General features: G+C 65.8%; 14 protein-coding genes. 5 read left to right on the top strand and 9 right to left on the bottom strand.

Annotated features, from left to right (window positions below):
* Positions 1–82: 82 nt before the first annotated feature.
* Both BCV67_RS07130 and BCV67_RS07135 read left to right on the top strand, forming a co-directional pair.
* Positions 83–295, top strand: a complete 213-nt coding sequence (locus BCV67_RS07130; protein ID WP_062167125.1) for a hypothetical protein — start codon at positions 83–85, stop codon at positions 293–295.
* Between the two features lie 395 nt (positions 296–690).
* A complete protein-coding gene (locus BCV67_RS07135; RefSeq protein WP_172837730.1) occupies positions 691–1,263 on the top strand; it encodes a hypothetical protein in 573 nt (190 codons plus the stop codon).
* A 209-nt stretch (positions 1,264–1,472) separates the two neighbouring features.
* Here BCV67_RS07135 and BCV67_RS07140 read toward each other — a convergent pair whose 3' ends face one another.
* On the bottom strand, positions 1,473–2,183 hold the full coding sequence (locus BCV67_RS07140; RefSeq protein ID WP_082746521.1) for a YceI family protein: 711 nt from the start codon (positions 2,181–2,183) through the stop codon (positions 1,473–1,475).
* A 95-nt stretch (positions 2,184–2,278) separates the two neighbouring features.
* Positions 2,279–2,869: a malonic semialdehyde reductase gene (locus tag BCV67_RS07145; RefSeq protein WP_062167129.1), complete on the bottom strand. Its 591-nt coding sequence runs from the start codon at positions 2,867–2,869 to the stop codon at positions 2,279–2,281.
* Between the two features lie 131 nt (positions 2,870–3,000).
* Between BCV67_RS07145 and BCV67_RS07150 the strand changes: the two genes are divergently transcribed.
* Together BCV67_RS07150 and BCV67_RS07155 are read left to right on the top strand one after the other, a co-directional pair.
* Positions 3,001–3,972, top strand: a complete 972-nt coding sequence (locus tag BCV67_RS07150; RefSeq protein WP_062167131.1) for a mitochondrial fission ELM1 family protein — start codon at positions 3,001–3,003, stop codon at positions 3,970–3,972.
* 270 nt (positions 3,973–4,242) lie between these two features.
* Entirely contained in the window at positions 4,243–4,728 is a 486-nt protein-coding gene (locus BCV67_RS07155; protein WP_057626773.1) for a YajQ family cyclic di-GMP-binding protein, read from the top strand.
* A 21-nt stretch (positions 4,729–4,749) separates the two neighbouring features.
* On the opposite strand, the gene BCV67_RS07160 is transcribed toward BCV67_RS07155, so the two are convergent.
* The 3 genes from BCV67_RS07160 to BCV67_RS07170 all read right to left on the bottom strand — a co-directional run bounded on the left by BCV67_RS07160 (position 4,750) and on the right by BCV67_RS07170 (position 8,550).
* Entirely contained in the window at positions 4,750–5,856 is a 1,107-nt protein-coding gene (locus BCV67_RS07160) for a helix-turn-helix domain-containing protein (protein ID WP_062167133.1), read from the bottom strand.
* Between the two features lie 92 nt (positions 5,857–5,948).
* Positions 5,949–7,073, bottom strand: a complete 1,125-nt coding sequence (locus tag BCV67_RS07165) for an NAD(P)-dependent alcohol dehydrogenase (protein WP_062167135.1) — start codon at positions 7,071–7,073, stop codon at positions 5,949–5,951.
* 13 nt (positions 7,074–7,086) lie between these two features.
* Complete coding sequence (locus tag BCV67_RS07170) at positions 7,087–8,550, bottom strand: benzaldehyde dehydrogenase (protein WP_062167137.1); 1,464 nt, start codon at positions 8,548–8,550, stop codon at positions 7,087–7,089.
* Between the two features lie 221 nt (positions 8,551–8,771).
* On the opposite strand from BCV67_RS07170, the gene BCV67_RS07175 reads away from it, so the two are divergent.
* Complete coding sequence (locus tag BCV67_RS07175; RefSeq protein WP_062167139.1) at positions 8,772–9,335, top strand: DUF1415 domain-containing protein; 564 nt, start codon at positions 8,772–8,774, stop codon at positions 9,333–9,335.
* Between the two features lie 151 nt (positions 9,336–9,486).
* Here BCV67_RS07175 and BCV67_RS07180 read toward each other — a convergent pair whose 3' ends face one another.
* The 4 genes from BCV67_RS07180 to BCV67_RS07195 all read right to left on the bottom strand — a co-directional run bounded on the left by BCV67_RS07180 (position 9,487) and on the right by BCV67_RS07195 (position 12,325).
* Positions 9,487–10,164 (bottom strand): HAD family hydrolase, encoded by a 678-nt coding sequence (locus tag BCV67_RS07180; RefSeq protein WP_062167141.1) that lies wholly within the window; start codon positions 10,162–10,164, stop codon positions 9,487–9,489.
* Positions 10,164–10,871 (bottom strand): pseudouridine synthase, encoded by a 708-nt coding sequence (locus BCV67_RS07185; protein WP_062167143.1) that lies wholly within the window; start codon positions 10,869–10,871, stop codon positions 10,164–10,166. The genes BCV67_RS07180 and BCV67_RS07185 overlap by 1 nt, the downstream gene beginning before the upstream one ends.
* Positions 10,868–11,926, bottom strand: a complete 1,059-nt coding sequence (locus BCV67_RS07190) for a class I SAM-dependent methyltransferase (RefSeq protein ID WP_062167145.1) — start codon at positions 11,924–11,926, stop codon at positions 10,868–10,870. The genes BCV67_RS07185 and BCV67_RS07190 overlap by 4 nt, the downstream gene beginning before the upstream one ends.
* 93 nt (positions 11,927–12,019) lie before the next feature.
* Positions 12,020–12,325, bottom strand: a complete 306-nt coding sequence (locus BCV67_RS07195; RefSeq protein WP_231732466.1) for a DUF3247 family protein — start codon at positions 12,323–12,325, stop codon at positions 12,020–12,022.
* Positions 12,326–12,343: the final 18 nt, after the last annotated feature.

Here is a 12,343-nt window from a genome sequence, read left to right on the forward strand (position 1 = left end):
TCAACCCTTGCTTGAGGAATGCTCGCTTTTGCGGACTATAGCGCGGAACTAACCTCAGTCCCTCTCAAGACGGAGCAGGGCAATGAGCATCTATACCGATCTGCTGTTCATGCATGGCCACATCACCAATGTCGCGTTGGCCAAGCAGCTGGCAGAAGACGCGGCCACGCCCCCAGCCCGTGAGGACATCGTTGCTGCGGGCGAGCCGCCGCCGCGTAATGGACGCGAGCGCAGGCAAGCTGACGAACCGATGCGGAAGTTGCCCCGGGCAATCGATGCCTGCTCGAATCGGTGAATCGGCACCTGTCCCGCTGTGGTAGCCCGGATAAGCGCAGCGCGCCCGGGGCTTTGGAGCAGAGCGGCAATACCTGCCGAGCATCATTCCCCGGGTGCGCTGCGCTTACCCGGGCTACTGCCCTTGTGGGAGCGGTGTAAACCGCGAAGCTGATGTTGCTGAAGCCGTTGGAACCCGTCCCAGCTGACGATGTATCTGCTTCGCGGCTTACGCCGCTCCCACAAGAAACATCAGGCCATTTCACCAGAACGCTGGATTGCCGTAACCCTGGGACGCACAGCACATTGGCGGCTTTTTCAGCACAGCCGCAATCCTGCCGAGCATCGTTCCCCGGGTGCGCTGCGCTTACCCGGGCTACTGCCCTTGTGGGAGCGGTGTAAACCGCGAAGCTGATATTGCTGAAGCCATTGGAACCCGTGTCAGCTGATGGTGTGTCTGCTTCGCGGCTTACGCCGCTCCTACAAGAACCATCAGGCCTTTTCACCAGAACGCTGGATTGCCGTAACCCTGGGGCGCACAGCACATTGGGGGCTTTTGCAGCAGAGCCGCAATCCTGGAGCATCGTTCCCCGGGTGCGCTGCCCTTACCCGGGCTACCTTGCTGCATTGAAGCGCAAGTGTTCCAACGGCGCTTATGATGCCTCCATGAAAACCAGCAACTGGCGCGGCCGCGCGGCCGCCTTGCTTACCACCGTCGTGATTCTGTGCATCGTTTCCAACCCGGAACTGGCTACGTTGGTGCCTGTGCTGGATGCGCTGGGGCTGGAAGTGTTGCTGGCGCTTTTCTCCGCACAGTTGATGGTGATCTTTTCGGATGTGCTGCTGCCCTACGCACGGCATATCCATCAGCGCTGGGGCAGGCGCGTACTGAAACCTGTTGGCGACGCGCTGTGGTGCTTTGCAGGCAACTACCTGCGGGAGCTGATCAGGCATATGCGGCTTGCCGGGATGCCAGCGCGGATTGGTTGAGCGCTCATTTGTAGGAGTGGCGTAAGCCGCGAAGCTGATGTTGCTGAAGCCGTTGGAACCTGTGCCAGCTGACGGTGTATCTGCTTCGCGGCTTACGCCGCTCCCACAATGAGCCAAACAGCCAGAAAGCCAGAAAGCCAGAACAACAAAGACCCGCCAATGGCGGGCCTTTGCGTTTATTGCCTGTTGCGAAGAAACCGCGGCTGCGATTACTTGGCGGCAGCTTCCTCGGTCTTCGGGATCGAGGCTTCGGTGGTGATGCGGATCTTGACGTCGTCGCTCACGGCCGGGGCGTAGGCGCCGATGCCGAAGTCGCTGCGCTTGATGGTGGTGGTGGCATCAAAGCCCACCGACGGCACCTTCATCATCGGGTGCTCGCCGGCGCCGTTGACGGTCACGTCCAGCACCACCGGCTTGGTCACGCCCTTGACGGTCAGGTCGCCGGTCACGGTCAGCTTGTTGGTGCCGGCCGCTTCCACCTTGGTGCTCTTGAAGGTGGCGGTCGGGAACTTGGCGGCGTCGAAGAAATCAGCGCTGCGCAGGTGCTCGTCGAACTTGGCGGTGAAGCTGTTCAGGCCCGACAGCGGCAGGGTCACTTCCACGCTCGACTTGCCGACATCGGCAGCGTCGTACACCAGGGTGCCGTCAGCATTGCCGAAGTGTGCGGTCGGGTTGGAGAAACCCATGTGGTTCCACTGCACCAGCACGTCGGTGTGGCTTGGGTCGAGCTTGTAGGTACCCGCTGCGATCTGGATCGCAGCGGCTTCCGGAGCAGCCGGCGCGGCGGCAGCGGCGTCGGCCGGAGCAGCAGCGGTTTCGGCCGGGGCGGCAGCCGGGGTGGCGGTGTCAGCCGGCTTGGAGCAGGCGGTGATGGCAGCAGCAAGGGCCAGCGGGAGCAGCAGCTTGGACAGGGTGGACATGGGTCTCTCCTTGGAGGTGATAGACGGAACGCGATCAGTTTCAACAAGCACGGCGTCAGCCGATGTGACGGGCGCCGCGTGCAACACTTCGGTACTCAGGCAATGCGCGCGGCTTCATCGAAGGAAAGGCGCGGCAGCCGGGGGAAGATGCCGGACGGGTCGCCATAGCCCAGGTTGACGAGGAAATTGGACTTGATGGTGGTGCCGGCAAAAAACGCTTCATCCACCTTGGCCGGATCGAAACCCGACATCGGGCCGGCATCCAGCCCCAGCGCGCGCGCGGCCAGGATCAGGTAGGCGCCCTGCAGGCTGCCGTTGCGGAACGCGGCCTCGTGGCGGCCTTCGCGCGGGCCGTCGAACCAGGCCTTGGCGTCGGTGTGCGGGAACAGGTACGGCAGCTTTTCGTGGAAATCCAGATCAAACCCGATGATCGCGGTGACCGGCGCGGCCAGGGTCTTGGCCAGGTTGCCTTCGGACAGCGCCGGCGCCAGCTTCTGCTTGGCTTCGGCCGATTTGACGAACACGAAGCGCGCCGGGCTGGTGTTGGCGGACGTGGGCGCCCACTTCAACAGGTCGTACAGGGCACGCAGCTGGCTGTCCTCGACCGGGCGGTCCTGGAATGCATTGTGGGTGCGGGCCGTGCGGAACAGCTGGTCAAGCGCGGCATCGTTGAAGATGTCGGACATGGAAACTCCGTGATGAATTGGCTACGGTCGTGACATTGTCCCAACAACCCCCGGACAATGACCCGCCGATCAGAGAGCCCAGTGTAGAGCCCTCTGGCTGTTGCAACACCCAGCCTTATTGAAACGAATTAATGCCATACGCGAAACGATCGACGCTCCCCTGGACGATCACCGACGGCCGCGCCGGCAACGTGCGCCAGGCGGTGGCGCTGGCGTCCGCGCTGGGCCTGGGCGGCCAGCAGCGCCTGCAGCTGCAGCCCCAGGCGCCCTGGCGCTGGCTTGCGCCGCGCCTGTTGCCGGGTGCGGCACGCGGGTTTGGTCCGCTGTTCACGCAGCTGGCCTGCAACCCCCCGGGGCTGGCGATCGGCTGTGGCAGGCAGGCTGCAGGTGCCCTGCGGGTGCTGGGCCAACGCGGGACCCGCACCGTGCAGATCCTCGACCCGCGCATTGCACCGCGCCACTGGGACCTGCTGGTCGTCCCGGAGCACGACCGCCTCCAGGCGGACAACGTGCTTACCCTGCTGGGCAGCCTCAACCCGGTCAGCGATGACTGGCTGGCCTGGGGCCGGGCCGCGTTCTCCAGCTTCGAACAGCTGCCGGGGCCACGCACCGCGCTGCTGGTCGGCGGCCCCACCGATCACGCGCCTTGGCAGGAAGACGAGATCCAGCCCCTGTTCCAGCAACTGGCCGCGCGCATCCGTGCCGAAGGCGGCAGCGTGCTGGCCACCACCTCGCGGCGCACCCCGCGCGCGGTCACGGCCGCCCTGCTGCATGCCTTCGACGACGTGCCCGGGGTGATCTGGGCCGATGGCGGCGACGGCTCCAATCCCTATGCCGGGCTGCTGGGCTGGGCCGATCGTATTGTCTGCACGCCGGATTCGGTCAACCTGCTGTCGGAGGCCTGCGCCACCCGCGTGCCGGTTGGCGTGCTGCTGGGCGGTCGCGCACAGGCGCGGATGGCGCACTTCCAGCAGGCCCTGCGCGAACGCGGCCGCCTGCTGGATGGCCTGGCAGCACTGGATGCCGATCCACAGCAGCCGGTTGAACCCCTGCGCGAAACCACCCGGATCGCCGCTGAAGTAAAACTGCGCCTGGGTTTGTAAGCAGGGCCGGCACCGCGCCTGATGGCGGCAGCTGCAGTGGTCAGGATTCTTGCGGATGGCAGCGCCACCGGGCGCTGCTGCGGCTACACGCGCAGCAGCGGACTCCGCCGCCACACGGAGGCCACGCGGCACACAGGCGAAGCGGGCGCGAAAGCGCAGGTGAACGCAGCAAGCGCGGGCGCGGCCTCTGCAGCAGCCCGCCGCCGTGCACCATGCGCAGCCCACCAATCGCCTAGAATGGTGCCTGTTTTTCTGATTGGAGCAGGCCCCATGCCTTCCTTTGACGTCGTATCCGAAGTTGACAAGCACGAGCTGACCAACGCCATCGACCAGGCCAACCGCGAGCTGTCCACGCGCTTCGATTTCAAGGGTGTGGCTGCGAGTTTCGAGCAGGACGGCGAGAAGCTGATCAAGCTTACCGCGCCCACCGATTTCCAGCTCAAGCAGATGGCCGACATCCTCAAGCAGCGCCTGGCCGCGCGCAGCATCGATTTCCGCTGCATGGAGTTCGGCGACATCGAGACCAACCTGGGTGGCGCGCGCCAGCAGGTGACGGTCAAGCAGGGCATCGAGCAGAAGCTGGCCAAGCAGATCGCCGCCAAGATCAAGGAATCCAAGATCAAGGTGGACACCCAGATCAACGGCGACAAGCTGCGCGTGAACGGCAAGAAGCGTGATGACCTGCAGGAAGTGATGGCGCTGCTGAAGAAGGATGACTTCGAACAGCCGCTGCAGTTCGACAACTTCCGCGATTGATGCAGCCTGGCTGCAGCAGGCTCAACCGGCCTGCTGCAGTTTGCGGTACAGCGTGGTGCGCGAGATGCCAAGTTGGCGCGCCGCCGCGCTGAGGTTGCCGGCATGCGCCGCGACCGCTTCCCTGACCGCGTGTACGCCCTGCATCCGCAGCGATCCCGTTGCTGTCGCCGCTGCAACCGCAAGCGCGCGGGTACTGCTACGCGCATGCACCGGCCCACGCAGATACTGCACCTGCACGGCGCTGTCGGCGTGCAGCTGCACCCGATGCACAGGACCGGCCTGCAGCAGGCGACGGCGCTGGTGCACGCTGGCATTGGCAAACAGGCCTTCCAGCGTCATCAATGGCAATGTGCCGCTGCGCGGCAAGCGCAGGATGCGCCGCGCCACGCTGTTGGCGGCGCGCAGCTGGCCGTCCTCGCCCACCGCCAGCACGCCCTGCAGCGGCGTTCCCAGCCAGCGTGCGTCGTGCTGCAGCGCCAACAGATGGCAGTTGCGCTGCTGCTGGATCAACTGGTTCTCGATGGACAATGCCGCCTGCCGGAAATAACCACGCAGCAGTTCGCTGTCGCGTTCGCCGATGCCGGTGATGTCCAGCGCACCCAGCACCTCACCGTCCACGCCGTGCAGCGGCACGCTCAGGCAGTAGACCCGGGAAAATTCGTCGAGGTAGTGTTCGTTGCCACGTACCAGTACCGGCGCGTCCTCGGCCAGTGCACAGGATGGCGCGGTGGTGCCGATCTCGATCTCGCGCACCCGCCGCCCGACCTGGATCGGCCGCAATATCGCCACGTCGGCCAGGCCATGTTCGCGCTGGGCAATGATCAGGCCCTCGCGGTTGACGCATAGCAGGGTCCAGCGGCGGCCGCCGAAGGCTGCCCACAGATCATCCATGTCCTGGCGCACGCATCGCGCCAACAGGCGATCGGCCGGGTCGTCCAGGCGCAGCTGGCGTTGCCCCAACGGCGCATATTCCGGCGCATGCTGCGGGCGTATGCCGGCCTGCCGCGACCGCTCCCAGGAGCGCAGCAGCGCCGGAGCCAGCAACTGTGCGGGCAGGCGTCCGCCTTCGGCAAAACGTTGCCGCGCGGCAGCCAGGCGTTGCTGCTGTTGCACGAGCGTGGTGGCCATGGGCATCCTCCAGACGACTGGCCCCAGCCTACACCGCGCCCGCTGACTGGTTAACCATCGCGGGCCGGCATGGCCCGCGATGGTTTGTTCCATCAGCCGATCTTGAGAATGGGCTTCAAGGTGATGCCCTTGGTGCTGTCTTCAGCGGCCTGGTTGATCTGCTCCAGTGGATAGAACTTGACCAGTTTGTCGAACGGGAAGCGGCCTTGCTGGTACAGCTGTACCAGCTGCGGGATGAACACCTTCGGCACACTGTCACCTTCGACGATGCCGCGGATGCTGCGTCCGCCCAGCAGCAGGTCGTTGATGTCGAACTCGGCCTTGGTGCCGAGCTTGGGCGCGCCGACCACGCCGATCACGCCCAGCCCGGCCAGCGCCGCGATGCCCTGTTCCAGCACCTCCGGCCGGCCAGTCGACTCCAATGCGTACTCGGCGCCACCGCCGGTGATCCCGCGCACCGCCTCGACCACATCCACCTCGCGGCTGTTGATCACATGGGTGGCGCCCAGTTCGGTGGCCAACGCCAGCCGCGATGGCACCACGTCGATGGCGATGATGGTGGTGGCGCCGGCCACGCGCGCCGCCATCACCGCGCTCAGGCCCACCGCGCCCGCGCCATAGGATGCAAAGCTGCTGCCAGCGCCGACCTTGAGCGAGTTGATCACCGCGCCGGCACCGGTCTGGATGCCGCAGCCAAGCGGACCGAGCAATTCGATCGGCGCATCCTCGGGCACCTTGATCGCATTGTTCTCGCGGCTCAACGCATAGGTGGCGAACGAGGACTGAGCGAAGAAATGATCATGCAATGGATGGCCGTGCGGGTCCTGGATGGCGGTACTGCCGTCCAGTTCACCGCCACCGAAATTCAGGCCGTAGAAATCCTTGCAGTACGCGCCGTGGCCGCTGCTACAGGGATTGCAGTAGCCGCAGGCGCCGTAGGTGAGCACCACATGGTCGCCCACCCGCAGGTCCTTGACCGCCGGGCCCACCGCTTCGATCACACCTGCGCCTTCATGGCCAAGCACCGCCGGCAGCGGCACCGGGTAGTACTGGTCACGCACGATCAGGTCGGTATGGCACAGGCCGGTGGCCACCACCCGCACCAGCACCTCGTCATCCTTGGGCCCGCGGATGCGCGCCTGTTCGATGGTGAAGGGTTTTTCCTTCTCGCGCACCACCGCCACGGTGATGTCGCGCAGTTCTGCAGATGCACTCATGGTTTTCTCCTGTTCACAGCGGATAGGCGGGGGCTTCGCCCTTGATGCTCAGCCATTGCCATTGGGTGAATTCCTCGATGTTGGCCGGGCCACCGATGCTGCTGCCATTGCCCGATGCGCCGACACCCCCAAAGGGATTGATGACCTCATCGTTCACGGTCTGGTCGTTGATATGAAGAATGCCGGTGTGCAGCTGTTCGCCCAGCTTCAAGGCACGGCCGACGTTGCTGGAGACGATGGCCATCGACAAGCCGTACTCGGTGTCGTTGGCCAGGGCGATCGCGTCCGCGTCGCTGTCGAACGGCACCACCACCGCCACCGGCGCGAAGATCTCCTCATGGAAGGCCGGGTTGCCGGGGCTCACATCGCTGAGCACGGTCGGCTCGAAGAACAGATCCTGATAGGTGCCGCCGGTTTCCAGCGTTGCGCCGGCGGCGGCGGCCTCGGCAACCACGCGTGCGGCATGGTCACGCTGCTGGGCGTTGATCAGCGGCCCCAGCGCGACATCGGAAACGGCCGGGTCACCGACGGTCAGCGATTGCGCCTTGGAGATGAGTTTCTCCAGGAAGCGGTCATAGATACCGCGCTGGACCAGCACGCGGCCGGTCGCCATGCAGATCTGACCCTGGTGCAGGTAGACGCCCCATGTGGTGTTGGCGATGGCAAGATCAATGTCCGCATCGTCGAGCACGATCAGCGCGTTCTTGCCGCCCAGCTCCAGCGACACCTTCTTCAGATGCCGGCCTGCGGCCTCGCCGACCTTGCGCCCGGCAGCGGTGGAACCGGTGAACTGGATCATCGCGATATTGGGATCGCTGGTCAGCGCCGCGCCCGCGGCACCATCACCCGGCAACACATGCAGCACCCCGGCCGGCAGGCCGGCCAGCTCGAACAGGCGGGCAATGACAAAGCCACCACAAACCGCCGTGCGCGGATCAGGCTTGAGCACCACCGCATTGCCCAGCGCCAGCGCCGGCGCCACCGCGCGCATCGCCAGATACAGGGGGAAATTGAACGGTGAAATCACCCCCACCACACCCAGCGGGCGGCGCCGTGCAAGATTGAGCCGCCCCGGTACCGACGGCAGCAGTTCACCCACGCTGCGCGAGGGCAGCGCTGCCGCCTCGTGCAGCGCCTTGGTGCTCACCTTGTTCTCGAAGCCGGCCTTGAGCCGGGTAGAGCCGGATTCGCGCACGATCCAATCGATGATGTCGGCCGCGTATTCATCGGCAAGCTGCGCCGCACGGCGCAGCACCTGCGCGCGGGTTTCATGGGGCGCGTTGGCCCAGTCGCGTTGTGCCGCGGCCGCAGCGGCAGACGAGCGCGCGATCTGCGCCGGGTCCGCCATCGCGATGTTGCCCAGCACCTTGCCGGTGGCCGGCTCGATCACCTCGTGGGTGGTGCCACCTGCTTGCCACTGGCCGTCAAACTGCTTGCCCAGCCACAAATCCGGTGGAAGAAACGCCTGTTTTGCCATTGCCGTACTCCTTGCGTGGTCAGTGCCGACATTGAATACCTGCGCCCGGCAGCTGCCTATTAGCCAACGGCCAGAACGCCGCAAGCCGCTGAAACGATGGGGTTTTCAACAATGCGCCGTGTCCAGTTTGTGGACAGTGAACGTCAGCGCGATGACAGCCGCGCGGCAGCGGGCCCGGATGCCCTCTACAATCGCCTGCCCTGCCAGCGCGAGCGCCAGCCATGAACGAACACACCGCCACCGATCCCATCGCCGTCACCCGCAACTGGGTGGAAAAGGCGGTGATCGGTTTGAACCTGTGCCCGTTCGCAAAGGCGGTGTACGTCAAGCAGCAGGTGCGTTTCGTGCTCAGCGATGCGAGCACGCCGGAGGCACTGCTGGAGCAGCTGGCCGAAGAACTGGTGTTGTTGCGCGACACCCCGGCCGAGCAGACCGACACCACGTTGATCATCCACCCGCAGGTGCTGGAGGATTTCCTGGACTACAACGATTTCCTCGAAAACGCCGATGCCGCGGTGGAAGCGCTGGATCTGCAGGGCATCCTGCAGGTGGCCAGCTTTCATCCGCAGTACCAGTTCGCCGGTGCCGCCGTGGATGACGTGAGCAATTACACCAACCGCTCGCCCTACCCCACCCTGCACCTGCTGCGCGAAGACAGCGTAGAGCGCGCGGTAGCCGCGTTCCCGGACCCGGACGTGATTGTCGAACGCAATATCGCCACGCTGGACCAGCTGGGCGTGGATGGCTGGCATCGCGTGCTGGCCGGTGGAGAAGGCAACGCCTGATTGATGACCTGTAGTGCCGAGCCATGCTCGGCATGAGGCTTTACCGGTAACGCCCATGCCGAGCATGGCTCGGCACTACAGGTGAAGCGCCTGGCTGCGGCATTGCTGGTAATGCCTCTGCCGAGCATGGCTCGGCACTACCGGTCAGGCGTTACGCTGCGCCTACCGGCAGCCATTGCTGCAGCAGTTCGCGCACGTCATGCAGCGAGGCGGTGATGTGGTGACCGTAGCCACGCACTTCTTCGTCCGGTTCCAACAGGTCTGGAATCTGGATGGTGGTCATGCCGGCGGCCAATGCCGCGCGCACGCCGGTGGGTGAGTCTTCCAACGCCAGGCAATGCGCCGGAGCGATGCCCAGCCCGTGCGCGGCATGCAGGTAGATGTCCGGCGCCGGCTTGGAATGGGCCACATCGCTGCTGGTGGCAACGAACTGGAAATACGGCAGCAGGCCCGCCGCCGCCAGCTTGCGCTGCGCCAGCGGTGAGCGCGTGGCGGTGGCAACCGCACGCGGGATGTCGTGCTCGCGCAGCAACTCCAGCAGCTCGATGATGCCCGGCCGCAACGGCACCCCGGCATCGACGATGCCCGCGTAACGCGCGTAGGACTCGGCCAGCAGCGCATCGGTGCGCTCCAGCCCCAGCACATCGGCCAGCTTCTGCCGGGTGGTGGCATCGGAGGAACCAATCAATGACAGCAACAGGCTGCGCGGCAGGACGTGCCCCTGCAGCTGCGCCACCTGCTCCAGGCAGCCCATCAGCGCGCGCTCGCTGTCCAGCATCAGGCCGTCCATGTCGAACACAACGGCCTGCGGGCGGACCAGCAATCCCATCAGGCGGGCTCTCCAAACAGCACGGCCAGATCGGCGGCATCCAGCTGACGCCATTGGCCTTCGGCCAGATCGCCCAGGCCCAGCCCGCCAATACGCAAGCGGTGCAGTGCCTGCACGTGGTTGCCCACTGCGGCAAACATGCGCCGCACCTGGTGGTAACGACCTTCGTGCAGCGTCAAGCGCGCGGCGCGCGGGCCAAGCACCTCGAGCTCCGCCGGCAGCAAGGGCTTGTCGTCCGATTCCAGCAACAGCGTGCCACTGCCGAACTGCACCGCTTCGCTGCCGCTCAGATCTTCCGCCAGCTGCGCCTCGTAAACCTTGTCCAGCTTCGACTTGGGCGACACGATCCGGTGCAGCAGCTGGCCGTCATCGGTCATCAGCAACATGCCTGAGGTGTCGCGATCGAGCCGGCCGACGCTGGACAGCACCGGGTCACGGTCGCGGAAACGCGGCGGCAGCAGCTCATAGATCAGGCGGCCATGGTCCTTGGTGGAACAGGTGTAGCCGGCCGGCTTGTGCAGCATCAGGATCAGGCCCGGCGGCGGGTCCAGCACTTCGCCATCGATACGGATGTTGGCGTGCTCCACCTTGTCATCGGCATACAGCACCTCGCCCTGCGCATCACTGACGCGGCCTTCGCGAAACAGCTGCTGCACCTGCTTGCGGCTGCCGTAACCCAGGTTGGCGATGTGCTTGACCAGCTTCATGCACGGCCCCGGGTGCCGACGATGACCTTGAAGCCATCACGCTCGGCGGCCACACGCACTTGGCCGAAACTCTCGGTGAGGATCTGCTCGTACGGCAGGTGGCGGTTGGCGACCATGAACAACTGCCCGCCCGCACGCAGCGACTGCGCGGCGACGGCGATGAAGCGGCGGCCGATGTCGGGCCGGTCTTCGCGTGCCGGGGTGTGGAACGGCGGGTTGGAAACGATGAAGTCGTAGCGGTCGTCGATACCGGTGGTGACGTCCTGCCAGCGGAAGTCCAGCTTCACCTGCGCACCAGCGTCGGCCAGGTTGTGACGGGCCAGCGCCAGCGCGCGCGCCTCGGCTTCGTACAGATCCAGCGCGGTGACCTTGGGGCAACGCGCCAGCACTTCGGACGAAAGATAGCCCCAACCCGCGCCCAGATCGGCGCCACGGCCGGCCAGGTCGGCCGGCAGCTGCTCCACCAGCAGGGCCGAGGCCGGATCGATGCGGTCCCAGGCAAACACGCCGGGGCGGCTGAGGAAGCGCCCATCGACGATCTTGCGCGGCGCATCCAGTGCGGCCCAGCGCGTGTGCAGGGCGACGTCGTGCTTGCCCTCGGCCGGCTGCGACCAATAGGCGCGGCAATGGTTCTTGGTCAGCGTGCCGCCCAGGCCGGCCAGCTGCTGCAGATCGCTTTCGCCGGAGCGCGCGCCTTCGTTGTTGGACTGGCAGGCGACGATGATGCCGCCCGGGGCCAGCTTGCTCAGCGCCTGCGCAAACAGTGCGCGGGCCTCGTCACGCTGACGCGGCGGCAGCACCAGCACCACCGCGTAGCACTCATCGGACTGCTCCAGCGCCTGTTCGTCACGCACTTCCCAGCCGCTGCGCTGCAAGGCCTCGGCAAACGGACGGAAACTCTGTGCGCAGACCAGCTGGGTGCTGCCGGCGTGCTCGCGCAGCGGCCAGCCATCGCGCGCGCGCAGGAACAGGACCGGCCCCTGCGGCCAGCGCAGGCCAGCCTTGGAGAACGGAAGGAACAGGGTTTCCAACGGAGCGTCGTGCGGAGCAGGCATGCCGGTAATTCATCAAGCAGGGCCGGCCATTCTACCGGGCCGGCCGCCGCCACCGGCCGCAGCCAGCTGAATGAGGCGCCGAACCGTGCTGGCTCAGGCTTCGGCAGCCGGCAGGTGCAGCACCTGCAGCACGCTGTCCAGCCAGACCACGTGCTGCTGGCAGGCGCGCAGCAGGTCCTCCAGGCGCACGGTGGCATTTACCCCGGGCTGCTCGTTGTGGTCGGCGAAATGCTGCAGCGCCGGCTGCGTGGTGACGGTTCCGGCTACCCGGCTGCCGTCCTTGAGAACCAGCATCACCCGCGCCTGCTCAGGCAATTGGCCGAGCAGCGCCTCCAGCGACGCAATGAACACCGGGTCGGAATAAACATGGGGCGCGTACAAGGGCATGGCAGCGTCCATGGGTGAACGCCATCACAT

It is taken from the genome of Stenotrophomonas nitritireducens (assembly GCF_001700965.1).
GTDB lineage: Bacteria > Pseudomonadota > Gammaproteobacteria > Xanthomonadales > Xanthomonadaceae > Stenotrophomonas > Stenotrophomonas nitritireducens_A.